This window comes from Sodalis sp. RH20, from assembly GCF_047324205.1.
Lineage (GTDB): Bacteria > Pseudomonadota > Gammaproteobacteria > Enterobacterales > Enterobacteriaceae > Acerihabitans.
This window is the reverse complement of record NZ_CP178733.1, coordinates 3,569,879-3,595,903: the sequence shown is the minus strand read 5'-3', so window position 1 is coordinate 3,595,903 and position 26,025 is coordinate 3,569,879. Positions and strand designations below refer to the sequence as shown.

The 26,025-nt window shown below is 56.9% G+C and carries 20 protein-coding genes; 13 read left to right on the top strand and 7 right to left on the bottom strand.

All coding sequences use genetic code 11. The annotated features are described in order from the left end of the window. The first annotated feature begins 65 nt into the window (after nt 1–65). The 4 genes from ACL2XM_RS16625 to ACL2XM_RS16610 all read left to right on the top strand — a co-directional run bounded on the left by ACL2XM_RS16625 (nt 66) and on the right by ACL2XM_RS16610 (nt 4,403). Nucleotides 66–1,397 (top strand): MFS transporter, encoded by a 1,332-nt coding sequence (locus ACL2XM_RS16625; RefSeq protein ID WP_410016363.1) that lies wholly within the window; start codon nt 66–68, stop codon nt 1,395–1,397. 60 nt (nt 1,398–1,457) lie between these two features. Then, nucleotides 1,458–2,228 (top strand): 2-dehydro-3-deoxyglucarate aldolase, encoded by a 771-nt coding sequence (gene garL / locus ACL2XM_RS16620; protein WP_410016362.1) that lies wholly within the window; start codon nt 1,458–1,460, stop codon nt 2,226–2,228. Between the two features lie 55 nt (nt 2,229–2,283). After that, nucleotides 2,284–3,177 carry a 2-hydroxy-3-oxopropionate reductase gene (garR, locus tag ACL2XM_RS16615; protein WP_410016615.1) on the top strand — a complete coding sequence of 298 codons (894 nt, stop codon included), beginning with the start codon at nt 2,284–2,286 and terminating at the stop codon, nt 3,175–3,177. An 83-nt stretch (nt 3,178–3,260) separates the two neighbouring features. Next, the gene (locus ACL2XM_RS16610; protein WP_410016361.1) at nt 3,261–4,403 is read left to right on the top strand and encodes a glycerate kinase; all 1,143 of its coding nucleotides are present in this window, start codon (nt 3,261–3,263) and stop codon (nt 4,401–4,403) included. Between the two features lie 91 nt (nt 4,404–4,494). Here ACL2XM_RS16610 and barA read toward each other — a convergent pair whose 3' ends face one another. Beyond that, entirely contained in the window at nt 4,495–7,242 is a 2,748-nt protein-coding gene (gene barA / locus ACL2XM_RS16605) for a two-component sensor histidine kinase BarA (protein ID WP_413727128.1), read from the bottom strand. Between the two features lie 59 nt (nt 7,243–7,301). On the opposite strand from barA, the gene rlmD reads away from it, so the two are divergent. The 5 genes from rlmD (at nt 7,302) to eno (ending at nt 14,947) form a co-directional block, all read left to right on the top strand. Then, a complete protein-coding gene (gene rlmD / locus ACL2XM_RS16600; protein ID WP_413731259.1) occupies nt 7,302–8,636 on the top strand; it encodes a 23S rRNA (uracil(1939)-C(5))-methyltransferase RlmD in 1,335 nt (444 codons plus the stop codon). Nucleotides 8,637–8,645: 9 nt separating this feature from the next. Further along, nucleotides 8,646–10,880 (top strand): GTP diphosphokinase, encoded by a 2,235-nt coding sequence (relA, locus tag ACL2XM_RS16595; RefSeq protein WP_410016358.1) that lies wholly within the window; start codon nt 8,646–8,648, stop codon nt 10,878–10,880. Nucleotide 10,881: 1 nt separating this feature from the next. Then, nucleotides 10,882–11,700, top strand: coding sequence for a nucleoside triphosphate pyrophosphohydrolase (gene mazG / locus ACL2XM_RS16590; protein WP_410016357.1), 819 nt, complete (start codon nt 10,882–10,884; stop codon nt 11,698–11,700). 221 nt (nt 11,701–11,921) lie between these two features. Then, nucleotides 11,922–13,559 carry a glutamine hydrolyzing CTP synthase gene (gene pyrG / locus ACL2XM_RS16585; protein WP_413731257.1) on the top strand — a complete coding sequence of 546 codons (1,638 nt, stop codon included), beginning with the start codon at nt 11,922–11,924 and terminating at the stop codon, nt 13,557–13,559. Nucleotides 13,560–13,645: 86 nt separating this feature from the next. Then, nucleotides 13,646–14,947, top strand: a complete 1,302-nt coding sequence (gene eno, locus ACL2XM_RS16580) for a phosphopyruvate hydratase (protein WP_410016355.1) — start codon at nt 13,646–13,648, stop codon at nt 14,945–14,947. Nucleotides 14,948–15,079: 132 nt separating this feature from the next. Here eno and ACL2XM_RS16575 read toward each other — a convergent pair whose 3' ends face one another. The 5 genes from ACL2XM_RS16575 to ACL2XM_RS16555 all read right to left on the bottom strand — a co-directional run bounded on the left by ACL2XM_RS16575 (nt 15,080) and on the right by ACL2XM_RS16555 (nt 19,942). Continuing rightward, entirely contained in the window at nt 15,080–15,874 is a 795-nt protein-coding gene (locus ACL2XM_RS16575) for a lytic polysaccharide monooxygenase (protein ID WP_410016354.1), read from the bottom strand. 191 nt (nt 15,875–16,065) lie between these two features. Continuing rightward, on the bottom strand, nt 16,066–16,881 hold the full coding sequence (locus tag ACL2XM_RS16570; RefSeq protein ID WP_410016353.1) for a lytic polysaccharide monooxygenase: 816 nt from the start codon (nt 16,879–16,881) through the stop codon (nt 16,066–16,068). Between the two features lie 205 nt (nt 16,882–17,086). Continuing rightward, the gene (locus tag ACL2XM_RS16565; RefSeq protein ID WP_410016352.1) at nt 17,087–17,812 is read right to left on the bottom strand and encodes a lytic polysaccharide monooxygenase auxiliary activity family 9 protein; all 726 of its coding nucleotides are present in this window, start codon (nt 17,810–17,812) and stop codon (nt 17,087–17,089) included. A gap of 53 nt (nt 17,813–17,865) precedes the next feature. Further along, nucleotides 17,866–18,654 (bottom strand): lytic polysaccharide monooxygenase auxiliary activity family 9 protein, encoded by a 789-nt coding sequence (locus ACL2XM_RS16560; protein WP_410016351.1) that lies wholly within the window; start codon nt 18,652–18,654, stop codon nt 17,866–17,868. 433 nt (nt 18,655–19,087) lie between these two features. Next, on the bottom strand, nt 19,088–19,942 hold the full coding sequence (locus tag ACL2XM_RS16555) for a lytic polysaccharide monooxygenase auxiliary activity family 9 protein (RefSeq protein ID WP_410016350.1): 855 nt from the start codon (nt 19,940–19,942) through the stop codon (nt 19,088–19,090). Between the two features lie 262 nt (nt 19,943–20,204). Between ACL2XM_RS16555 and queE the strand changes: the two genes are divergently transcribed. Beyond that, nucleotides 20,205–20,876 (top strand): 7-carboxy-7-deazaguanine synthase QueE, encoded by a 672-nt coding sequence (gene queE / locus ACL2XM_RS16550; RefSeq protein ID WP_410016349.1) that lies wholly within the window; start codon nt 20,205–20,207, stop codon nt 20,874–20,876. Nucleotides 20,877–20,976: 100 nt separating this feature from the next. Here the strand turns inward: queE and queD are convergent, their stop codons facing one another. Continuing rightward, complete coding sequence (queD, locus tag ACL2XM_RS16545; RefSeq protein WP_410016614.1) at nt 20,977–21,345, bottom strand: 6-carboxytetrahydropterin synthase QueD; 369 nt, start codon at nt 21,343–21,345, stop codon at nt 20,977–20,979. Nucleotides 21,346–21,453: 108 nt separating this feature from the next. On the opposite strand from queD, the gene ACL2XM_RS16540 reads away from it, so the two are divergent. The 3 genes from ACL2XM_RS16540 (at nt 21,454) to cysI (ending at nt 26,012) form a co-directional block, all read left to right on the top strand. Further along, complete coding sequence (locus ACL2XM_RS16540; protein WP_410016348.1) at nt 21,454–22,350, top strand: hypothetical protein; 897 nt, start codon at nt 21,454–21,456, stop codon at nt 22,348–22,350. 156 nt (nt 22,351–22,506) lie between these two features. Next, complete coding sequence (gene cysJ, locus ACL2XM_RS16535) at nt 22,507–24,312, top strand: NADPH-dependent assimilatory sulfite reductase flavoprotein subunit (protein WP_413722170.1); 1,806 nt, start codon at nt 22,507–22,509, stop codon at nt 24,310–24,312. Beyond that, nucleotides 24,312–26,012, top strand: coding sequence for an assimilatory sulfite reductase (NADPH) hemoprotein subunit (gene cysI / locus ACL2XM_RS16530; RefSeq protein WP_410016346.1), 1,701 nt, complete (start codon nt 24,312–24,314; stop codon nt 26,010–26,012). The genes cysJ and cysI overlap by 1 nt, the downstream gene beginning before the upstream one ends. Nucleotides 26,013–26,025: the final 13 nt, after the last annotated feature.

The following is a 26,025-nucleotide window of genomic DNA, read 5'->3' as shown; positions in this document are numbered from 1 at the left end:
CAAAAAATAGTGTGGTAATGATTTTTTGTGTTCCCGAAGTTTATCGCCTGATTAGAGCGTATTCAATGAGCACGACACCTCTGGTTTCAAGTAGAACAAAAACACATGTTCGTTATGTGATTTTATTAATTATCTTCCTGGTCACCGCGGTTAACTACGCCGATCGGGCAACCCTGTCCATTGCCGGTTCCGATGTCGCCAAGACGCTGGGGCTGGACGCCGGGCAAATGGGGCAGATATTCGCCGCGTTTGGCTGGGCTTACCTTATTATGCAAATTCCCGGCGGCTGGCTGCTGGACCGTTTCGGGTCCAAACGTGTTTATACCTACAGCCTGTTTTTCTGGTCGCTGTTTACGCTGCTGCAGGGATTCGTCGGCTTTTTCCCGGTGGCTTACGCGGCGATGACGCTGTTTATCCTGCGGTTTATGCTGGGTTTCTCCGAGGCGCCGTCTTTCCCGGCCAATGCGCGCATCGTCGCCGCCTGGTTCCCCACCATTGAACGCGGCACCGCGTCGGCGATTTTTAACTCGGCGCAGTATTTCGCCCTGGCGATATTTTCTCCCATCCTGGGCTGGCTGACCTATGCCTGGGGATGGGAACATGTCTTCACCGTCATGGGCGTGCTGGGTTTCATCATGACGATGGTGTGGATCAAATATATTCAAAACCCGAATAAACACCCCCGCGTTTCGCAGCAGGAGCTGGATTACATCGCCGCCGGCGGCGCCATGGTCGATATGGACACGCCGAGAGACGGTAAAAAAGACGGCCCGCGCTGGGATTATGTCAAACAGATGCTGACCAACCGCATGATGCTCGGCGTATTTTTCGGCCAGTATTTCATCAACAGTATTACTTGGTTCTTCCTGACCTGGTTCCCGATTTACCTGGTGCAGGATAAGGGCATGTCCATCCTGAAAGTGGGCCTGATTGCCTCGATCCCGGCGTTGTTCGGTTTTGCCGGCGGCGTCCTGGGCGGCGTGGTTTCCGATATTCTGATCAAGCGCGGCCACTCGCTGACCGTGGCGCGTAAGATACCGATCGTCGTGGGCATGCTGCTGGCCACCAGCATTATCCTGTGCAACTACACCAACAATACGGTCATCGTGGTGGCGCTGATGGCGCTGGCGTTCTTCGGCAAAGGATTCGGCGCCCTGGGCTGGCCGGTGATTTCCGATACCGCGCCAAAAGAAGTGATCGGCCTGTGCGGCGGCATATTCAATGTGTTCGGCAACGTGGCTTCCATCGTTACGCCGCTGGCTATCGGTTATATGGTCAAGGAATTGCATTCATTCAACGCCGCGCTGATCTTTGTCGGCTGTTCCGCCCTGGCGGCCATGCTGTGCTACCTGGTGGTGGTCGGCGAAATCAAGCGACTGGTGCTGGTTAAATCCTGATATCGCGGGCCCGGCGTTTTGGGGCCCGCTACTTTCTGTTTCATTGCATAGAGGTAAATTATGAACACTCCACTACTGCCTAACCGTTTTCGCCAGGGGTTACTTCAGGGGGAAACCCAGATTGGGTGCTGGTGCGCGCTGGCAAATCCCATTACCACGGAAGTGTTGGGCCTGGCGGGATTCGACTGGCTGGTACTGGACGGTGAGCACGCGCCTAATGATGTCGGCACTTTTGTTCCGCAGCTGATGGCGCTTAAGGGCAGCCACAGCGCGCCGGTGGTGCGTCCGCCAACCAATGAGCCGGTGATTATCAAACGCCTGCTGGATATTGGTTTTTATAATTTCCTGATCCCGTTTGTCGAAACCGAAGAGCAGGCCCTGCGCGCGGTATCCTCCACCCGGTATCCTCCCGCCGGCATCCGCGGCGTGTCGGTTTCCCATCGTTCCAATATGTTTGGCACCGTGCCGGACTATAACGCCACCATCAATGACAATATCACCGTGCTGGTGCAGATCGAAAGCCAGGAAGGCGTGGACAATATCGACGCCATCGCCGCGGTTGACGGCGTCGACGGTATCTTTGTCGGCCCGGGCGATTTGTCCGCGGCGCTGGGTTACCTGGGACAGCCGGGCCATGAAGCGGTGCAAAGCGTCATCCGCCATATTTTTGCCCGCGCCAAGGCCCATGGCAAGCCGAGCGGCATCCTGGCGCCGGTGGAAGCCGACGCCCGCCGTTATCTGGAGTGGGGCGCCACCTTCGTTGCGGTCGGCAGCGATCTCGGCGTATTCCGCGGCGGCACCCAGGCGCTGGCCGACAAATTTAAAAAATAACCGACATGGCGCGTCTGACGCGCCCTACACTTTTTATAGCAAGCGTTAAGAGGTAATAGTAATGAAAATTGGATTTATTGGCTTGGGCATCATGGGAAAACCAATGAGCAAAAACCTGCTGAAAGCGGGTTACTCATTAGTGGTACTGGATCGCAATACCGAAGCGGTAGCGGAAGTGGTTGCGGCCGGAGCCACCTCAGCCGACACGGCGAAGGCCGTGGCCGAACAAACCGATATCATTATCACCATGCTGCCGAACTCTCCGCATGTTAAAGAAGTGGTGCTGGGTGAAAACGGCGTGGTAGAAGGCGCCAAAGCCGGTACCCTGGTCATTGATATGAGCTCCATCGCGCCGTTGGCCAGCCGCGAAATCGCCGCCGCCCTGGCGGAAAAAGGCATCGACATGCTTGATGCCCCGGTCAGCGGCGGCGAGCCCAAAGCCATCGAAGGCACCCTGTCCGTGATGGTCGGCGGTGATAAGGCTTTATTCGACAAGAGCTTTGAACTGCTGAAGGCCATGGCGGCTTCCGTGGTGCATACCGGTGATATCGGCGCCGGTAACGTCACCAAACTGGCCAACCAGGTGATCGTGGCGCTGAATATCGCCGCCATGTCGGAAGCGCTGGTGCTGGCAACCAAGGCCGGCGTCGACCCGGAAAAAGTATTCCAGGCCATTCGCGGCGGACTGGCGGGCAGCACGGTGCTGGAAGCCAAGGCGCCGATGGTATTGGATCGCAACTTCAAGCCGGGTTTCCGCATTGACTTGCATATCAAGGATCTGGCCAATGCCCTGGATACGTCGCATGGCGTCGGCGCGCAACTGCCGTTAACCGCGGTGGTAATGGAAATGATGCAGGCCCTGAAGCAAGACGATTTGGGCAATGCGGATCACAGCGCCCTGGCTTGTTATTATGAAAAATTGGCCAAGATTGAAGTTAAGCGGCAATAAATTGGTCGGGCGCCGGACCGGCGCCCTGCGAGGCGGCAAAATAGCTATTTTGCCGGCTTCAGCTCAACAGGCGCAGGTAGTCTATGAAGATAGTAATCGCACCGGATTCTTACAAAGAAAGTTTGTCTGCCTTGGAGGTCGCAACGCAGATCGAACAGGGATTTCGTGACGTGTTTCCCGATGCCCATTACGTCAAATTGCCGGTGGCGGATGGCGGTGAGGGCACCGTGGAGGCCATGGTGGCGGCCACCGGGGGTGAAATCGTCAAGGTCAGGGTCACCGGCCCCCTTGGCGACCAGGTGGACGGCTTTTTCGGCCTGTCCGGCGATAAACAAACCGCGTTTATCGAAATGGCCGCCGCCAGCGGGCTGGAATTGGTGCGCGCCTGCGACCGCAATCCGCTGTTAACCACCTCTTTCGGCACCGGCGAGCTGATCCGCTGCGCGCTGGATCACGGCGTTAAACATTGCATTATCGGCATCGGCGGCAGCGCCACCAACGACGGCGGCGCCGGCATGGTGCAGGCGCTGGGCGGCGGGCTGCTCGACGCGCAGGGTCAACAGATCGGTTACGGCGGCGGCGAGCTGGATAAGCTGGCGCGTATCGATATTACCCATCTGGATCCGCGCATCAGGGAATGCCGTTTCGAGGTGGCCTGCGACGTCACCAATCCCCTGACCGGCGATGAGGGCGCCACGGCGATATTCGGCCCGCAGAAAGGCGCGACGCCTGCCATGATCCGGCAACTTGATGCCTCGCTTGGGCATTATGCCGCCATTATCAAACGCGATTTGGATAAAGATGTCGAACATATCCCCGGCGCGGGCGCGGCCGGCGGCATGGGCGCCGGTTTACAGGCGTTTTGCGGCGCGGAGCTGCGCAAAGGTATCGAAATCGTTACCGAGGCGCTGGGACTGGATGCCCTGGTCAGGGACGCTACCCTGGTGATCACCGGGGAAGGGCGCATCGACAGCCAGACCATCCACGGTAAAGTGCCGATCGGGGTGGCGCTGGTCGCCAAACGCTATAACAAGCCGGTGATCGGCATCGCCGGCAGCCTGACCGCCGACGTGGGGGTGGTGCATCAGCACGGCCTGGACGCGGTGTTCAGCGTGTTATATGAAATCTGCACGCTGGAGGACGCGCTGGAAAACGCCGCCGCCAATGTGCGCATGACCGCGCGCAATATCGCGGCTACCATCAAGCTGGCCCGCGAGATGGCCTGATTTACAAGACGCCGGCTAAACGCCGGGGTAAAGGGTGGCGCAGCTTCACGGCGGCCACTCTTTTTTTTTTGCGCGGCCTGGCCGGCGACGCCTAAGCCGTAAGAAAAGGCGCGGACGCCAGGGTGACATTTTCAATTTCATCCAGCATTTCCAGCCACTCCGGCTCCAGCGCCGCCAGCGGCGCGCCCGCGCGCAGTTGGCGTTCGATATCGGCGCAGAGCCGCCTGAGCCTGGGCACGCCGCTGTAGCTGCAACTGCCGTGCAGTTTGTGCACCAGCTCACCGATATGCGGGTCCTCGACGCCGTTTACCACGGCGGTCACCCGTTGTTTTACCTCGATTAAAAAGCTGACCAGCATCCCCAGCAGGTCTTGGGCCAAATCCGGTTTGTCGGCGGCCTGGCGCAGCGCCAACTGCCAATCCAGGGTGGCGTCCTGATTGTCCTGCTCCGCGGTCGCGTCCGCCGTTTGCGCGTGCGGCGAGCGGCGTACCTCTTCGGCGCCATAACGCGCCAGCAGCCGCTGCAATCTGTTTTCGTCGATGGGTTTGGCCAGGTAATCATCCATGCCGGCCTCAAGCAGTTTTTCCCGCTCATTGCCCAGCGTATGGGCGGTAACCGCCACGATGGGCGTTTGCGCGTGGCGCGGCAACTGCCGCATCAGCTCGGCCGCGCGCAGGCCGTCAATTTCCGGCATCTGGATATCCATCAGGATCAGATCCAGCGGATGCCCGTCGGCGTAGGCCAGCGCTTCGCGGGCGTTTTGGCATAAAATGGTGTGTTCCACCTGCTCTTGCAGCAGCGCGCCGATAAGCTTCAGGTTGGCCGGATTGTCATCCACCGCCATGACGGTCAGCGGCAGGCGCGCGGCGCGGGGCGGCGTGACTTGGCTTACCACGGGCCGCGGCCGCGCGCGCAGCAAGGGTAAAAACCGGTTGGCGGAGACCGGCTTCGCCAGGCAGGCACAGGCGCCCATGCGTTTGATCTGCTCAGCCTCCACCATGGCGGGGCTGGGCAAGGCCAGGATCACGCAGCCGGCAATCCCGGCGGCTTCAGCCAGCTCGCGCTTGATATCGATTAACGAGAGGCGCTGCGTCACCGGTTTGCCGATAAGCAAAATATCATAGTGCCCCGCCGGCAGTTGCGTAAGCGTCGGACTGAAACTGACCGTCAGCGGCGTGGCGCGCAGCATATCCAGCGTCGCCTGGGCGGCGGCGGGGTTGGCTTCGACAAACGCCAGGCTTTTATCGCGCAGATGGGCATAATCCGGCGCGCCGTCGGCCCCGCTCAACTGCAGGGGGATATGAAACCAAAAGGACGAGCCGCGGTCGACCTGGCTGTGGAAATTGATATCGCCGCCCATTTCCTTGATCAGTTTCTGGGTAATCACCAGCCCCAGGCCGGTGCCGCCGTGGCGGCGGGTAATGCTGGCGTCCGCCTGGCGAAACGCCTGGAACAGCTGCGACTGCTGACGTTCGGCGATGCCGATCCCGGTATCGTGGATCTGCACCTCCAGTTCCATTTGATGGTTCCCGGTGCCGTGTTTTTCAATGCGGATATCGATATTGCCCTGTTCGGTAAACTTGATGGCGTTGCCCAACAGGTTGGTAATGACCTGCTGCAGGCGCAGGGGATCGCCCACCACGCCGTCCGGCACATCCTGCTGCACGTTCAGAGTAATCTCCAGTCCCTTCTCATGGGCGGTCTGCGCCAGCAGGACAATCACCTCATCCAGGGTGGCGCGCAGCGCGAACGGAATGGCCTCCAGCAGCAGCTTGCCGGCTTCCAGTTTGGAAAAATCCAGCACATCGTTAATAATGCTAAGCAGGTTATTGCCCGAACGTTCTATGGTCTGCAGGTAATCCCGCTGCGTCGGCGACAGCGGCGTTTTTAACGTCTGCCGGGTAAAACCGATGACGCCGTTAAGCGGGGTGCGCAGTTCGTGGGACATATTGGCCAGGAATTCCGATTTGATGCGCACCGCCTCCTGGGCGCGTTTTTTAGCCAGATCCAGCTCGACGTTCTGGATCTCCATCTGCTCCAGGGTTTCGCGCAGGTCCGAGGTGGCCTGATCGATATTCTGCTGCATTTCCTCATGATATGCCGTCAGCGACATGGCCATTGAGTTGATGCCGTTTTTCAGCATATCCAGCTCACCGAGCATATACCCCTCTACCCGGCTGTCGAGCTGGCCGCGCCGGATGCGATCGACCGTGCTGACCATATTGCGGATGGGGCCGGTAACATCGCGCATCAGGCGATAGGCGAACAGCATGGCGATACACAGACACAGCAGCAGCAGCAGCGTCGAGACAAAGGCTTCTTTATATTGCTGCAACCGTACCGAATCCAGGTCCAGCTCAATGGTAATATAGCCCAGCGGCGCGATGCGGGCGTCGGCCTGGTTTGCCGGGTCGGGCAAATCATCCTCCGACCAGATGGGCGCGCGCATGATAAGCGTACCGCCCAGGCGCGCCAGGGTCAGTTCGCCGGGCGGCGGACTGCCCGGCGGCAACTGCTGTTGGTTGATATTCTGGTGGTAGTTGGAGGTGGCGAAAAGTTTATTATTGGCATCGAACACGCTTATCGAGCGTACAATATCGGAGTGATGGCGATGCAGCAGGTTGACGAGATGGCGCACCGAGTCGCGGTCATGAAGGGTCATGCCGTAGACGGTTGATACCGCCAGCGGTTCGATAATGCTCGTGCCGGCAGCCACCAGCTGATTCTGCAATTCGTTATAACGATGAACGACAAAAAATGCGCTTAGCAGCAAACCGATCAATAACGTCGGCGCCAGAATCAGTATCATCATCCGCGCGCGCAAGCTGTATTTGGTCATAGCGTTCCAATATGGGAGAATGATAACCCGGCTATTCAGGAAACCTGTAACAAGCAATTATGGCGCAATTCTACTCTGCAAACCGTCGCGTGGCGACACAGCAAACCCTGACCGTGACCTGTCACGATCTGGATGGTTTCGGCCAGGGCGTGGCGCGCCTCCAGGGGAAAACGATTTTTATCCCCGGTCTGTTGCCGGGTGAGCAGGCCGAGGTGCGCATCACCGAGGACAAACGCCAGTTTAGCCGGGGCCGGGTGACCAAAAGGTTAAACGACAGCCCGGAGCGGGTCGCGCCGCGCTGCCCGCATTTCGGCGTTTGCGGCGGATGCCAGCAGCAGCACATCAGCCAGGCGTTGCAACAGCAAAGCAAGGCCGCCACGCTGCGCACGCTGCTGACGCGGGAAATCGGCGCGATTCCGGGCGCTATCATTCGCGTGGGCGCGGACGCCTACGGCTACCGGCGGCGCGCGCGCCTGGGGCTGGAATACCGCCAAAAGTCCCGCTCCCTGGCCATGGGCTATCGCCAGGCGAAGTCCAGTGATGTGGTGGACATTACCCATTGCCCCATCCTGATCCCGGGCCTGGAGCAACTGCTGGCGCCGTTGAAAGCGGCGCTGGCGCAGCTAAAGGCGGCCAGGCGCCTGGGGCATGTGGAACTGGTGATGGCGGACAACGGGCCGCTGGTGGTGTTGCGCCATCTTGATGTGCTTGACGACGGCGACCGGCGGCGGCTGCTGGACTTCGCCGCGCGCCATCAGGTGATGATGTGGCTGGCAGCGGACAGCGAGTCGCTGGAATGCCTGCATGGCGAGCCGCCGATATACCACATTGACGATTTGCGTCTACAGTTCAGCCCAAGGGATTTCATTCAGGTCAACGCCGAGGTTAACCGCCGCATGGTGGCGCTGGCGCTGGAATGGCTGGCGCCCGGGGCGGATGAGCGGGTGCTGGATTTGTTCTGCGGCATGGGCAACTTTACCCTGCCGCTGGCCAAACGCTGCGCCGAGGTTATCGGCGTGGAAGGGGTTGCGGCGCTAGTGGCGAATGGGCAATATAATGCACAACAGAATTTATTGAATAACGTCACCTTCTTTCATGACAATCTGGAAGAGGACGTGACCACACGGCCCTGGGCCAACCGGGGATTTGATAAAATATTGCTCGACCCGGCACGTGCCGGCGCCCTGGGCGTCATGTCCCATATTGCCGCCTGGGCGCCCCGGCGTATCGTCTATGTGTCTTGTAACCCCACAACACTTGCGCGGGATAGCACTGTGTTGATGGCGTCGGGGTATGTCCCGGCGCGCGTGGCTATGCTGGATATGTTTCCGCATAGCGGACATCTTGAATCGATGACGTTGTTTGTAAAAGATGCCGGCGTCTGTGCAAAGTAGGGAGTGGATATGGTTGCGGTAAGAAGTGCGCATTTGAATACAGCGGGCGAGTTTGTCCCCGAAGACTGGGTTGCCAGTCTGGGTCTTTCCAACCCGCAGTCAAGTGAGCGGCTGGCCGAAACCTGGCGTTATTGCGAGCAGCAATGTAAAGAGCACCCCGAGGCGGCGCTGATCCTCTGGCGCGGCATCGAGATGGTGGAGATCCTGTCCATGCTCAGCATGGACAGCGACAGCCTGTGCGCGGCGCTGCTGTTCCCCCTTGCCGACAGCGAGGTGGTCGAAGAATCGGTGCTCGAGACGCAGTTCGGCAAGAAAATCGTCGATCTGGTGCACGGCGTGCGCGATATGGACGCCATCCGCCAGTTAAAAGCCACCACTAACGACTCCATGGCGCCGGAGCAGGTGGATAACGTCCGGCGCATGCTGCTGGCCATCGTCGAAGATTTCCGCTGCGTGGTCATCAAGCTTGCCGAGCGTATCGCCCATTTGCGCGAACTGAAGGACGCCCCTGAGGACGAGCGGGTGCTGGCGGCGAAAGAAAGTTCCAATATCTACGCGCCGCTGGCAAACCGGCTGGGGATCGGCCAGCTCAAGTGGGAACTGGAGGATTTCTGCTTCCGTTACCTGCATCCGGACGAGTACAAGCGCATTGCGCAGCTGCTGCATGAGCGGCGCATCGATCGTGAGCAGTATATCGATGATTTTGTCGCCTCGCTGCGCGATGCGATGAAAGAGGAAGGGCTGAAAGCGGATATCTACGGGCGGCCCAAGCATATCTACAGCATCTGGCGCAAGATGCAGAAAAAATCGCTGGAGTTCGACGAGCTGTTTGACGTGCGCGCCGTGCGGGTGGTGGTGGAGCGGCTGCAGGATTGTTATGCCGCGCTCGGCATCGTCCATACGCATTTTCGCCATTTGCCCGATGAGTTCGACGATTACGTCGCCAACCCCAAACCCAACGGCTACCAGTCCATTCACACCGTGGTGCTGGGGCCGCGCGGCAAAACGTTGGAAATCCAGATCCGTACCCGACAGATGCATGAAGACGCCGAACTGGGCGTGGCGGCGCACTGGAAGTACAAGGAAGGCGCCACCGCCACCGGCGGCGTGCGCTCCGGTTACGAAGAACGCATCGCCTGGCTGCGCAAGCTGCTGGCCTGGCAGGAAGAAATGGCGGATTCGGGGGAAATCCTCGACGAAGTGCGCAGCCAGGTGTTCGACGATCGGGTCTATGTCTTTACCCCGAAAGGCGACGTGATCGATTTGCCCGCCGGCTCCACGCCGCTGGATTTCGCCTACCATATCCACAGCGATGTCGGACACCGCTGCATCGGCGCCAAGATAAGCGGGCGCATCGTGCCCTTTACCTACCAGCTGCGCATGGGCGACCAGGTGGAGATCATCACCCAGAAGCAGCCGAACCCCAGCCGCGACTGGCTGAATCCCAACCTGGGATATGTCACCACCAGCCGCGGGCGCTCGAAGATCCATAACTGGTTCCGTAAACAGGACCGGGACAAGAATATCCTGGCCGGCCGCCAGCTGCTGGACGATGAACTGGAGCATTTGGGCCTGAGCATCAAGGAAGCCGAAAAGCTGCTGCTGCCGCGCTATAACGTCAATACCCTCGACGAGCTGCTGGCGTCCATCGGCGGCGGCGACGTGCGCATCAACCAGATGATTAACTTCCTGCAGGGCAAGCTGAACAAGCCCAGCCCGGAAGAGCAGGATCGCGCGGCGCTCAAGCAACTGACGCAAAAGCCGTCCGCGGTGCCGCGCTCGAAGGATAACGGCCGGGTGGTGGTGGAAGGGGTCGGCAACCTGATGCACCATATCGCCCGCTGCTGCCAGCCGATCCCCGGCGATGAGATTACCGGTTTCATTACCCGCGGCCGCGGCATCTCCATTCACCGCGCGGACTGCGAGCAATTGGCGGATTTACAGGCCAACGCCCCCGAACGCATTGTCGACGCCGTCTGGGGCGAGAGTTATTCCAGCGGCTACTCGCTGGTGGTGCGGGTGGTGGCCAACGATCGCAGCGGCCTGCTGCGCGATATCACCACTATCCTGGCCAATGAAAAGGTCAACGTGCTGGGCGTGGCCAGCCGCAGCGACATCAAACAGCAGCTGGCGACCATCGATATGGATATTGAAATCTATAACCTGCAGGTACTTGGCCGGGTATTGTCCAAACTTAATCAACTGCCGGACGTGATCGACGCGCGCCGGCTGCACGGAGAATAATATGACCGCGAACGCCATCGATGCCTCGGCCGCCGCCCAGGCCAGGTTGCTGGCCATCATGACCCGCCTGCGCGACCCGCGCACGGGCTGTCCGTGGGACAAGCGCCAGACGTTCGACACCATCGTCCCCTACACCCTGGAGGAGACCTACGAGGTGCTGGACGCCATTGCCCGGCGCGATTATGACGATTTGCGCGACGAATTGGGCGATTTGCTGTTCCAGGTGGTGTTTTACGCTGAAATAGCGCGCGAGCAGGGACTGTTCGATTTTGCCGGCGTCTGCGACGCCATCAGCGATAAACTCGAGCGCCGCCATCCGCATATTTTTGCCCGGCAGCCCGGCGAGGACGGCGCGGCGCCTCCCGGCCAGTGGGAACAGCTCAAGGCGCGGGAACGGGCGGAAAAAGAACGCCTGTCGCCGCTCGACGATATTCCCGACGCCCTGCCGGCGTTGATGAAGGCGCAGAAAATCCAGCAGCGCTGCGCCACGGTGGGTTTTGACTGGACCACGCTCGGCCCGGTGGTGGACAAGGTCTACGAAGAAATCAACGAGGTGATGCACGAAGCCCGCCAGGCGGTGGTGGATGAAGATAAGCTTGAGGAAGAACTGGGCGATCTGCTGTTCGCCACCGTCAACCTGACCCGCCATTTGGGCAAGAAAGCGGAAACCGCTTTGCAAAAAGCCAACCGTAAATTCGAGCGCCGGTTTCGCCAGGTGGAAGAGATTATCCAGGCCCAGGGGCAAACCCTGCCCCAGGCCAGTCTCGAGCAGATGGAAGCCGCCTGGCGGCAAATAAAAAAACGGGAAATCGCCGGGTAAACTCATCATTGCCGCTATGTTAACGATAACGCCGTTTTCGTAGCTAATATACTATAAAATAAGGTATTTATGGCAAGCGGTCATCGACTGGGCCCGCTGATGCGGCCGTTATGCCGCCTGCGCGATTTGCAAAACGAACGTTTGTGGCCGATTCGCGCTTCAGGTATACTGTTTTCCCGTCTTGGTTATTCCGTCTTTACACCTAAATTCTCAGGTTCAGCATGACAACAAATTATATTTTTGTAACCGGCGGGGTCGTTTCCTCATTGGGTAAAGGCATTGCCGCGGCCTCCCTGGCGGCTATTCTCGAAGCCCGGGGACTCAACGTTACCATCATGAAGCTGGACCCCTACATCAATGTGGATCCGGGCACCATGAGCCCTATCCAGCACGGCGAAGTGTTTGTCACCGAGGACGGAGCGGAAACCGATCTGGATCTGGGTCACTACGAGCGCTTTATCCGCACCAAAATGTCGCGTCGTAATAATTTCACCACCGGCCGCATATACTCCGACGTGCTGCGCAAAGAGCGCCGTGGCGATTATCTCGGCGCTACCATCCAGGTCATTCCGCATATCACCAACAACATCAAGGAACGCATCCTTGAAGGCGGCGAAGGCCACGACGTGGTGCTGGTGGAAATCGGCGGCACCGTGGGCGATATCGAATCCCTGCCGTTCCTCGAGGCCATCCGCCAGATGGCGGTGGACGTGGGCCGCGAACACACCATCTACATGCACCTTACCCTGGTGCCCTATATGGCCGCGTCGGGCGAGGTGAAAACCAAGCCGACCCAACATTCGGTCAAGGAACTGCTTTCCATCGGCATCCAGCCGGACGTGCTGATTTGCCGCTCCGATCGCTCGGTGCCCAACAACGAGCGGGCTAAAATCGCTTTATTCTGCAATGTGCCGGAAAAAGCGGTAATTTCCCTGAAAGATGTTGATTCCATTTATAAAATCCCGGCTCTCTTGAAATCCCAATGCCTGGACGATTATATTTGTAAACGATTCAGCCTGAACTGTCCCGAGGCTAACCTGTCTGAATGGGAACAGGTGGTGTACGAGGAAGCCAATCCGGGCGGCGAAGTCACCATCGGCATGGTCGGTAAATATGTCGAACTGCCGGACGCGTATAAATCGGTTATCGAGGCGCTGAAGCACGCCGGGCTGAAAAACCGCCTGACGGTGAATATCAAGCTTATCGATTCGCAGGATGTGGAAACCCGCGGCGTGGAGATCCTGAAAAACCTCGATGCCATCCTGATTCCCGGCGGTTTCGGTTATCGCGGCGTCGAAGGCAAGATCCTGACCGCGCAGTACGCGCGTGAAAAGAAAATTCCCTACCTGGGCATCTGCCTGGGGTTGCAGGTGGCGTTAATCGAATTTGCCCGGCACGTGGCGGGCATGGAAAACGCAAACTCCACCGAATTTGTGCCAGACTGTAAGTATCCGGTGGTCGCGTTGATTACCGAGTGGCGCGACGAAAACGGCGTCGTGGAAACGCGCACCGAGCAAAGCGATCTGGGCGGCACCATGCGCCTGGGCAGCCAGGCTTGCCAGTTAACCGACGGCAGCCTGGTGCGCAGCATGTACGGCGAGCAGACCATCGTCGAGCGTCACCGCCACCGCTATGAAGTCAACAATATGCTGTTAAAGCCGATCGAAGCCGCCGGCCTGCGCGTTGCGGGGCTGTCGGGGGATAACCGCCTGGTGGAGATTATTGAATACCCGGATCATCCGTGGTTCGTGGCGTGCCAGTTCCATCCCGAGTTTACCTCGACGCCCCGTGACGGCCATCCGTTGTTCACCGGCTTCGTCAAGGCGGCCGGCGAGTACCAGAAGCGTCAGCTGAAATAAATTTGAACAGGCGGGCGGCGCGCGGTCAGGGTATCGCGGGCGGGTCGTCAGGAATTTTGTTTTAACTTGTACTGAGGAAATACTAAATGTCCAAAATTGTTAAAGTCATCGGCCGTGAAATCATCGATTCACGCGGCAATCCGACTGTAGAAGCAGAAGTGCATCTGGAAGGTGGTTTTGTAGGTTTGGCCGCTGCGCCGTCAGGTGCTTCCACCGGTTCGCGCGAAGCGCTTGAACTGCGTGACGGCGACAAATCGCGTTTTCTGGGTAAAGGCGTGACCAAGGCGGTTGCCGCGGTTAACGGTCCCATCGCTGAAGCGGTGCTGGGCAAAGACGCGAAAGACCAGGCCAATATCGACAAGATCATGATCGATCTGGACGGCACGGAAAACAAATCCAAATTTGGCGCCAACGCCATCCTGGCCGTTTCCCTGGCCGCAGCGAAAGCCGCCGCCGCGTCCAAAGGCATGCCTTTGTACGAACACATCGCTGAACTGAACGGCACCGCCGGCAAGTTCTCCATGCCGTTGCCGATGATGAACATCATCAACGGCGGCGAACATGCCGACAACAACGTCGACATCCAGGAATTCATGATCCAGCCGGTTGGCGCTAAAACCGTCAAGGAAGCGATTCGCATGGGTTCTGAAGTGTTCCATAACCTGGCGAAAGTGCTGAAGGCCAAGGGCCTGAATACCGCCGTTGGCGACGAAGGCGGCTACGCGCCGAACCTGGAATCCAACTCCGCCGCCCTGGCCGCCATCAAGGAAGCCGTGGAAAAAGCCGGTTATGTGCTGGGTAAAGATATCACCCTGGCCATGGACTGCGCCGCGTCTGAATTCTACAGCAAGGAAACCGGTAAATACGAACTGAAAGGCGAAGGCAAATCCTTCACCTCCGAAGAGTTCACCCACTACCTGGAAGGCCTGACCAAGACCTACCCGATCGTCTCCATCGAAGATGGCCTGGACGAATCGGATTGGGACGGCTTTGCCTACCAGACCAAAGTGCTGGGCGACAAAATCCAGCTGGTCGGTGATGACCTGTTCGTGACCAATACCAAGATCCTGAAAGAAGGTATCGATAAAGGCATCGCCAACTCCATCCTGATCAAATTCAACCAGATCGGTTCGTTGACCGAAACCCTGGCGGCGATCAAAATGGCGAAAGATGCCGGTTACACCACCATCATCTCTCACCGTTCCGGCGAAACCGAAGACGCCACCATTGCCGATCTGGCCGTGGGCACCGCCGCGGGTCAAATCAAGACCGGTTCCATGAGCCGTTCCGACCGCGTTGCCAAGTACAACCAGCTGATTCGCATCGAAGAAGCCCTGGGCGCACGCGCACCGTTCAACGGTCTGAAAGAAGTGAAAGGCCAGGCATAATTGCCCATTCCCGACTCAGTGCGTCGTTTGCCGGCATGCTGACAGGAAATGCGGATGATGTTTTTATCACTTTTCGCATCTTCAAAAGCCCCATCGTAAAGATGGGGCTTTTTCTTGTCGTTTAATAGGGATTCAGCCGAAATCCACATCTAGCGCCTGATAGACGGCATAGTATGTGTCAGTAGTTAGCCATAATAAAAGAATGACATGGTAACCGCTTTTATTCCATGGCAGTGGAATAAGCATGTTATCTCTTGGTTTTAATGCCGCCGCGTGCTGCCAGTAGGGGGTTTGCGGGTTCAGCATTTCCCAGAACGGCACCGGTTCAAACTGGTCGCGAGAATAAGGCCATCGTTGCGACCAATCATCCTTGGTGATAAACGCCCGATAGCCCCTGGTGGCGCGCAGGACGTAATATAACCATTCTACATATAATTCCTGACCGCGGTTTACCCTGATCCTGGGCCAGGTAAAGGGAATGCCTAAATAGAAAGTCATATCCTGGTCGTCCAAAGACACCAGGCCCCGCCTATCCTGGTGACCACCGCTAAGGATGTAAAAGTCAGAGGGTGGCGTTGAGCTTTCTACATCATCCTGAAATGGTTGGCGAACAGGCCCCGGGAACCGGTCGGGAAAATTTTTGCCCCCGGTTATGGCTTCGGCAAACCAGACTTCAAGATATCCCTGATTGGCAAGAAACTGGGCACGTGAGGGTGGGACCGTCAAGCGGCCAAGGCGGGCCCCATAATCAACGTTTGATTCGCCGGAACATAGCGGGCACTCGGCGCGCTGGATTTTATCTCGCTGACAATGGGCATAGGGTGGGTTAAAGAGACGATGGCCATTACCGATATGATTCACCCTATAAAAACATTTAATATTTGAATTTTTTTTAGGTGGGTCAACTGTTTTTGCTTTATGGTACATAAGCGTCTCCAGATTTACTCGCAACGGAAAATCTTATTATTAGTGTAAGCGTCAGCGAAATGAATGATCTTTTACATTAAGTTGAAAAACCTGATAGCAAAAATTTCTATAGTTATCTGTATAATTAATTTACTTTTATATGTATGATTAAACCCGGTAATTGTTTTTAAATTGCAGGGCTTATTTCCATGTTAATATACAGTGTTTGAATCAATATCAATATCGAAAGCCTGATAAACGGCATCTTCAAAATCAGCTATAAGCCATAATAAGACGATGACATGATGCCCTCTTTTATTGAAGGGAATGGGAATTGAATGATGCGTTCTTGGTTGTAACTGCGCCGGGAACTGCCAAAAGGGGAACTCTTGGTTGATATTCTCCCAAAACGGACGCAGCTCCAACTGAGCTCGCGTAATACGGGCATTGGGATTCCAGTCGTCGCGGGTAATAAACGCCCGATAGCCTCTGGTGAGCCGTCGCCTATCGTAAAGCCATTCTATGTTTAATATCTGACCGGCGCTCAACCGTATCCTGGGCCATTGACGAATAGCGAACAAGGTGAAGATGGCGATTTGATTATCGGTAAAATTAACTGCACTAATCTCCCCACTTTGGCCGCCACTGAGAATAAAGCCATCCTCGGGCGGAGTTGCACTCCAGACATCATCCTGGAAAGGCCAAAAAACAGCTCCGCCATTGAGATCTGGGAAATTTTTTCCGCCGGTTGCTGTATTGACTTGCAGGGGGCTAAGCCTGCCTAAATCGACCAGGGTTTGCGCACGCGAAGCCGGAGTAACGATAGGCAAAGGTGGCACTGGCGTATCGTCGACGGTCGAGTTTATACAACAGCCTCTGTTGTTATAGCGAATATTATTGGACTGATCCCAATAAGGTGATAAAGAATAACCATCGCGCCAGTTACAACTGTTGCGATAGTCCCTTGAGTAATTGTCGTTAGGATTAACTTTCGATAAATGATCTTTAAGGGTATAATTTTTATTCATGATTTACTCCTGATAAAGCGGAACCGGTATAAATATATGTTGTTTTGATATTTAAGAATTTTGCTGCCAGTTTAAATATCATCGAATAGACAGTGAACAAAATCTTTTAAAAATATGGGATATAATAGGGTCAATGAGCAATAGTTCCGGCCCAGCTATAGGCAGATATGTCCGCAGCTGGACCTTTGTTCCAGTAATGGATAACCTAACCGAAATCGACGTCAAACGCCTGATAGATAGCAATAGGCTGATTGGCTACCAGCCAGAGTAAAATAATGACATGATGACCCCTTTTGTTAAAGGGGAGCACTAAAGGCAACGTTATTCGAGGTTGTAAATCGCCTAGGTGCTCCTGCCAGGGAACTCCCTGATTGAGCGTATTGAAGAACGGAACGGGCTCCAGCTGATTACGCGCAATGCGAACTCTGGAATCCCAATTATCACGTGTGATAAACGCGCGATACCCCCTGGTGACTCTGGGTATGGTGTTCACCCACTGAATGGTCAAGGATTGCGCCGGGTTAACCCGTAATCTGGGCCATTGGTTGAAATTGCCGCCAGTCAGGACACGTAATTCCTCATCTGTGGCATTGACGATATCGCGTGCGTCCCCATTACCGCCGCTGACGATCCGTCCATCAGGCGGGGGATTTGAACTTTCTATATCTGTGTGGAAAGGGAAAAGTACCGGGCCGGCAAATAAGTCAGGGAAATTTTTGCCCCCGGTCATTTCATCAACCAGGAACGGTGGTAAATACCCATTATTGAGCATAATCACCGCGCGCGAAGCCGGTGATACCACACGACCGCTTTGCGGATCGATTGGCTCGTAAAAAGGGTAGGGAGGAGGATAGCCATAATTCTGCCGGTAATCTCCACCCTGACAGTGATCAGGCCGGTAGGGAAGTTGATTATTGTCTATATAACTCATGATGGGTTCCTTGTTATCAGGTAATTGGGGGAAAATGTAATAAGCCGGTTACATTAGCCAAAATCAACATCAAATGCCTGATAAAAGGCAAAGGGTTGATCGGCAACGAGCCAAAGCAATAGGATGACGTGATGGCCTCGTTTGTTAAAAGGTAACGACATATCAAATGTTAAACGTGGCGGTAGACTACCCTGATGAGCGAACCAGGGGCTCGCCTGATTTATTTCATCAAAGAATGGGGCGGGTTCAATCTGCGCTCGCGTTAAGCGTACATTTTGCACCCAGTTATCTCTGGTAATAAAAGCACGGTAACCACGAGTAATTCGAGGGGCATCTATCAGCCATTGGATGCGCAATACCTCAGCGGGATTTACCCGCAGTCTTGGCCATTCCGTAAACTGAGGGCGAAAATTAGCAAATTCCGCATCGGTGAAATTAATTCTACCGCGCTGATCAAGATGACCGCCACTAAGTATAAAATTATCCGGGGGAGGCGTTGCGCTTTCAACATCCTCCTGAAACGGAAAGGGTACTTGCCCACCAAATAAGTTGGGAAAATTTTTGCCACCGGTGGTTTGATTTACCGTAAAGAATTCCAAGCCGTTCACATTCAGAAGAATTTGGGCGCGTGAAGCCGGCGACACTACGCGACCGGTTAGCGGGTCGAGCGGCTGGTAAAAAGGGTAGGGCTCCGGATAAATACCGCCACAGGGCGGTTTGACGGGATAAGGATGAGGCGGCTGTTGCGGACAGTCAGGGCGGTAATTTTCAACCGAATTGTGATCGGCGTTGCGATAGGCATCAGGGCGATTGGGATCTTGATTATAATCTACATGGCTCATAGTTCACTCCTGAAATGAAAAGTAATATATTTAGAAATAGTAGGGCCGTACCATTTTCAAAATTATTACACGGTCATTGTGATTGACGGTTCATGATTAATATGTGATTGCAATCATGAATGTTTTTTGTTGCCAAATGCCTTTTATGCTTGATAACCCTCTCGGCTCAACATTGGAATGAGCGTAAATAACGTTAATCCCGCGCCCGGTTGATATAGACGGCGGCAGGACATAATTTCGTTGCGCATTTAATTTGATTAATATCCACATCAAAGGCCTGATAAAAGCCATTATCAATATCCATACGCGGTCGGTTTGGGATTATAGCCTGTATAATTAATTGCAGAGTTGCTGCGATCCTGGTGCTGATCTGATTGGTAATATTAATATGCCGCCGCAGCGCCATCGGCCAGCGGCGGAGTGTTTATTTGGCTTAACCTATATCCACATCAAAACCCTGATAGAATCCGTTCGGCGAATCGGCAGTTACCCACACCATGACAATAATGTGATGACCTCTTTTGTTAAACGGTATCGGGGCGCTATGAAAAACCCGCGGGATCAACTGGTCACGAAAATTATTGAAGGGAACCAGCGGACTGATATCCTCATAGAAGGGTCTTGATTCGAGCTGCTCGCGGGTAATACGCTGATTGGGGTTCCAGCCGTCACGGGTGATAAACCAGCGATAGCCCCGGGTGACATGCGCCTGTTGATAAAACCATTCCACATTAAATCGCTGGCCCGGCGCTACCCGTAGCCTGGGCCAGCCGGCAAACCGGGGCGCCAGTTGGTTTAGCTCGGCATCGGTAAAATTGACCCTATTACGGTTACCGGTCCTGCCGCCGCTGATGATAAAGCCATCAGGCGGCGGCGCGGCGCCCCAGGCATCGGTTTGAAACGGTGGGGGAGGTGTTCCGCCTGTGGTGGCGGGAAAGTTTTTGCCCCCTTCCATTTCATTGGCTTCCCAGGCCGCCAACAAACCCTCATTGACCAGAAACTGGGCGCGTGATGGCGGGTTTATCACGCGTCCGTGGCGCGCCTCGACTTCCCGGTAATAGTTTTTATCAATGTAGCTGTAACAGTTATCGCGCGGGAAATCCTGCTGGCAAAGCGGAGGCGGATAGTCATGACAGCCGCTTCCTCCCCGGTGAGGGACGTGGCCGCCGTGCCCATAATGATGGGGATCCCGGTAACCGTCCTCATTCCGAGGGTAATTGGCGTAGTCATTCTCATGCTCGCGTTGATCAGGATAATTATCTGGTCTTTCGTTATCATAAGTGCCCATATCTGGCTCCTGTTAGGTCTCAAAAAGAAAAGCGGAATGGCATCCGCGGACTTACCTCTGATACAGGGCAGTATCGTTGAACGCGCGCGAGCGGGGTGTGATGACGCCGGGGAATGGTTTTTATTGCCAGTTGCCTTTTGTGGGGGTAACGCGGCAGTGAGGAAACATTAGGTATTGTGCCGCCGGCAAGAGAAATTTGGTCTGCTTCAGCTAAAATGTAATAATCACCGCCCTTATAGCTAGGCAATTAATCGAGAACATCATGCAGTACCCGCTTAACGAGATTTTCCAGACGCTTCAGGGCGAAGGCTATTTTACCGGCGTGCCGGCGATATTTATCCGCCTGCAGGGTTGCCCTGTGGGCTGCAGCTGGTGCGATACCAAACATACCTGGGAAATGGACCCGCTTCGGGAGGCCCCTCTGGGGGACATTACGTTAAAAACCGCCGACAGCGACCGCTGGGCCACGGTTACGCCGGAGGAACTGCTGGCGATGATTGAACAACAGGGCTATACCGCGCGGCATGTGGTGATTACCGGCGGCGAGCCGTGCATCCACGACCTGTATACGCTGACGCAGGTGCTGGAACAGCAGGGGTTCAGCTGCCAGATTGAAACCAGCGGTACCCACGAGGTGCGTTGCACCAGCCAGACCTGGGTAACGGTGTCGCCTAAAGTGGGCATGCGCGGCGGTATGGCGATTCTGCCCCAGGCGCTGGAACGCGCCGATGAGATTAAACATCCGGTGGCGCGGGAGCGGGATATCGAACAGCTTGATGCGCTGCTGGCCACACTTGAAGACGATAAACCGCGTATTATCGCCCTGCAGCCTGTCAGCCGGCAGGACGCCGCCACGAAATTGTGCATCGCCACCTGCATCGCCCGCAACTGGCGCCTGTCCATGCAAACCCACAAATACCTGAATATCGCCTGATCCGGCGAAACGACAGGCCCGGGCCGGCACCGCCGGGGGCTAAGCCGTTATCCGGCGCGCCGCCGATAGCGCGACTTTGCCAGGCGGATGCCGGAGCCTGTTATTGATCGCCGCGATAGATGCAGCCGGCGGTACAGGTTTCTTTCACCATGATGCCGCTCAGCAGGGGCAGGCGGGGTTTAAGCTGTTGCCAAATCCAGTGGGCCAGTACTTCGCTGGTGGGGTTTTCCAGGCCGGGGATATCATTAAGATAATAATGGTCAAGCTGGTCGAGGATCGGCCGAAACAGCGCCTTGAGCTCGGCGAAGTCGATCACCCAGCCGGTGAACGGATCCACTTCACCGGTGATTTCCACGCGCACCATAAACGAATGGCCGTGCAAACGCCCGCATTTATGACCGTCGGGCACATGCGGCAAACGGTGCGCCGCCTCAAAAGTAAATTCTTTAAATAACGTGGTTACCACTATAGGGCCTCTTGTCAAAACAAACGCTGCATGGTACCGAAATGCGGCTTATGATTCTATGTTATGTGCCGCCAACCCGTAATAAGTTGGCTAAGGGGCCATCAAAACACCATGAACGCGGTCCAATCCTTGCTTTTATTCCTCTCGCCGCGGCGAACCGCCGGGCTGTGGCTGTTATGCGCCCTGACGGCGTGCGCGTGCCGCGTCAGCGCCGCCGGGGGAGAAACGCTCGCCATACCCACGGCCGACGGCGCGATGAGGGTCTATCTCTATCGTCCGATGGCCGATGCGCGCGATATGCCGGTGGTCATGGTGCTGCACGGGGTCAAACGCGACGGCGCCCAGGCGCGGGATCAATGGATCGCCGCGGCCAATCATTACCATTTCCTGATTATAGCGCCCGAATTCCCCGGCACGCGTTATCCCGGCGCGCGGGGCTATATGTTGGGCAATACCGCGGCGGGTCCTGCGGTCCTCCCGGCAGCGCAATGGTCCTATTCCCGTATTGGCGATGTTTTCAACGCGCTGCGGCGCGAGGGCATTACGCGCCGCAGCGACTATCTGTTGTACGGCCATAGCGCCGGCTGCCAGTTTGTCCACCGGATGCTGATGGCGCTGCCGGATATGCCGGCCAGGGCGGTGGTCTGCGCCTCGGCCGGCTGGTGGACGCCGCCGGATCCGCGCCGGTCCTGGCCCTACGGGCTGGCGCGCGCGCCTTTTACCCTGGATGCCGCCCAGGAAGCCCGCTTCTTTGCCCGGCCGACGCTTATCATGGTCGGAGAGCAGGATAGGCGCACCCGGCGCACCGCGATGCGCAGCACCCCGCAGGCCCAGGCGCAGGGAAAGAACCGGCTTGAACGCGCCGGCTGGTATTTCCGGCGTGCGCAATCCCTGGCGGAACAGCAGAAGATGCCGTTTCACTGGCAATTTATCAGCGTATCCGGCGCCGGGCATCAAAGTCCGCTGCTGGTGGATGAGGCGGCCCGCTTTCTTAACCAGTTTAAGTGATAAGTTTTACCGAAATAACTCTTTAGGCTATTTAGTTATTTATTATTGCCATCGCATCCTTTATTGATTGCGTCGCACTGAGTAACCTTACAAACTCTGGTGATCCCTTAATACACGCCCGGCCCTACTGGTACGCACAAGGAAATTCGAACAGCAATGACGACTCAGGCCCCACCAACTTCTTTGCTCCCGCTGAATCCGGAACAACTCGCCCGCCTGCAGGCTGCAACCGGTGATTTTTCGCCGCTGCAGATGGCCTGGGTATCCGGTTATTTTTGGGGGCAGGTCAACCAGACGCCCGTCGCCGGTACCCCTCCGGCGCCCGCGCCGACGCAGGCGCACGCCATTACGCTGCTGTCCGCGTCGCAAACCGGCAACGCCCGGCGGGTGGCGGAACAGCTGCGCGACGATTTGATCGCCGCCAAACTGGATGTCACCCTGGTAAACGCCGGCGATTATAAATTTAAACACATCGCCCAGGAAAAGCTGCTGGTGATCGTCGCCTCCACCCAGGGCGAGGGCGATCCGCCGGAAGAGGCGGTGGCGCTGTATAAATACTTGTTTTCGAAAAAAGCCCCCCGGCTTGCCGATACGCGCTTTGCGGTATTGGGCCTCGGCGATACGTCCTATGAGCACTTTGCCAAGATAGGCAAGGATTTTGACGCGCGTCTGGCCGAGCTCGGCGCCCAGCGGCTGCTGGACAGGGTTGACGCCGATGTTGAATATCAGCCGGTGGCGCAAGCCTGGCGCCGGGATATCGTGGCGCTATTGCAAGCGCGGGTGCCGCAGGAAAGCGCGGCCCGGCACGAGATAACCCTCAGCGGCGCGGTAGATGAAGTCGATTCCACGCCTTATACCAAAGAACAGCCGCTGGTGGCCGCCATTGCGGCGTCGCAAAAAATTACCAGCCGCAGCTCGCTGAAAGACGTGCGCCATATCGAAATCGATCTCGGCGACTCCGGCCTGCGTTACCAGCCGGGAGACGCCCTGGGCGTCTGGTATGAAAACGACCCGGCGCTGGTGGACGAACTCTTGACGCTGCTATGGCTGGACGGCGGACAAACGGTGACGGTGGAAGGACAAACCTTATCCCTCGCCGATGCGCTGCGCGCTCATTACGAACTGACCCAGAACACTACCCTTATCGTCGGGGAGTATGCCGCCATGGCCCGCGACGAGGCGCTGCTGGCGCTGACGGCGGACAAGGAACGCCTGCAGCGGTACGCCCAATCGACGCCGATCGTGGATATGGTGCGCCAGGCGCCGGTGGAACTGGGCGCGGATCAGCTGCTGGCGCTGTTGCGTCCGCTAACGCCGCGGCTGTATTCCATCGCCTCGTCGCAGGCGGAGGTCAGCGACGAGGTGCATATCACGGTGGGCGTGGTGCGTTATGAGGTGGATGGCAGGCCGCGCACCGGCGGCGCCACCGGCTATCTGGCCGACCGGCTGGCCGAGGACGATCGGGTACGCATTTTTATCGAGCACAATAACAATTTCCGCCTGCCGGCCGATACCGACGCGCCGGTCATCATGATTGGACCCGGAACCGGCATCGCGCCGTTCCGCGCGTTTATGCAACAGCGGGAAGCGGATGGCGCCGCTGGCAAGAACTGGCTGTTTTTCGGCAATCCGCATTTTACCGACGATTTTCTCTACCAGGTGGAATGGCAGCGCTACAAAAAAGAGGGCCTGCTGACCGCGATTGATTTAGCCTGGTCGCGGGATCAGCCGGAGAAAATCTATGTACAGGACCGGCTGCGGCAAAAAGGCGCTGAAGTCTGGCGCTGGATCGAGCAGGGGGCGCATATTTATGTTTGCGGCGATGCCAACCATATGGCCAAAGACGTAGAGCAGGCATTACTGGACGTGGTAGCCGAGCACGGTGGCATGGACACCGAGCAGGCCGATGAATTTTTAAGCGAGCTGCGCATCGAGCGCCGCTATCAGCGGGACGTCTACTGATGAGTGAAAAACAACCTACTCCCCCCTTATCCGATAATGAACGGCTGAAAGGGGCAAGCAATTTTCTGCGCGGCACCATCGCCGAAGATTTGCACGACGGGCTGACCGGCGGCTTTAACGGCGATAATTTCCAGCTGATCCGTTTTCACGGCATGTATCAGCAAGACGATCGCGATTTGCGCGCCGAACGCACGGAACAAAAGCTGGAGCCGCTGATTAATATGATGCTGCGCTGCCGCCTGCCGGGGGGGATCATAACGCCGCGGCAGTGGCTGGGCATCGAGGCGTTTGCCGCCGAGCATACCCTGTACGGCAGCGTGCGCCTGACCACCCGCCAGACTTTTCAGTTCCACGGCGTGCTCAAACCCGACCTGAAGCAAATGCATCAACTGCTGCACAGCCTGGGGCTGGACTCCATCGCCACGGCGGGGGATGTCAATCGTAACGTGCTGTGCAGCGCCAATCCGGTGGAATCGGTGTTGCATCAGCAGGCCTATGAGTGGGCGAAAAAAATCTCCGAACATTTACTTCCCAAGACCCGCGCCTACGCCGAGATCTGGCTGGACGGCGAGAAAAGCGAAACCACCGACCAGGAGCCGATCCTGGGGCCTACCTATCTGCCGCGTAAGTTCAAGACCACGGTTGTGGTGCCGCCGCTAAACGACGTCGACGTGCATGCCAACGATCTGAACTTCGTCGCCGTCAGCGACAACGGACAACTGGTCGGGTTTAACGTGCTGGTGGGCGGCGGCCTGGCGATGACTCACGGTGATAATACCACCTATCCGCGCAAGGCCAGCGAATTTGGTTATATCGCGCTTGAACATACCCTGACCATCGCCGAGGCGGTGGTGGGCACCCAGCGCGACTGGGGTAATCGTTCCAACCGTAAAAACGCCAAGACCAAATACACCCTGGAGCGGGTCGGGGTCGACACCTTCAAAGCGGAGGTGGAACGGCGCGCCGGCATATCCTTCGCGCCGATCCGGCCTTATCACTTTACCGAGCGAGGCGATCGTTTCGGCTGGGTGAAAGGCGTGGAAAACCTCTGGCATTTAACCCTGTTTATCGAAAACGGCCGTATCCTGGATTATCCGGATCGGCTGCTTAAAACCGGCATGGCGGAGATTGCCCGCATCCATAAAGGGGATTTCCGGCTCACCGCCAACCAGAACCTGATCGTGGCCGGCGTGCCCGCGCGGGACAAGGCCAAAATCGAAGCCCTGGCGCGCAAGTACGGCCTGATTAACGACAGCGTCACCCCGCAGCGTAAAGCGTCCATGGCCTGCGTGGCGTTTCCCACCTGCCCGCTGGCGATGGCCGAGGCCGAGCGCTTCCTACCGCAGTTTGTCACCAAGGTGGAGGATATCATGTCCGCCCACGGCCTGGGCAACGACGAAATCATCCTGCGGGTGACCGGTTGTCCAAACGGCTGCGGCCGCGCGATGCTGGCGGAAATCGGCCTGGTCGGCAAAGCCATCGGCCGCTACAACCTGTATCTGGGCGGCGATCGCGCCGGTGAGCGTATTCCGCGCATGTACCGGGAAAACATCACCGAAGACGAGATCCTGGCCATTATCGACCAGACTGCCGGACGCTGGGCGGCCGAACGCCATCCGCAGGAAGCCTATGGTGATTTTGTTATCCGCGCCGGTATCGTCAAGCCGGTGGTTAACTCAGCCCAGGATTTTTATGACTAACCCGAGGGGCCAC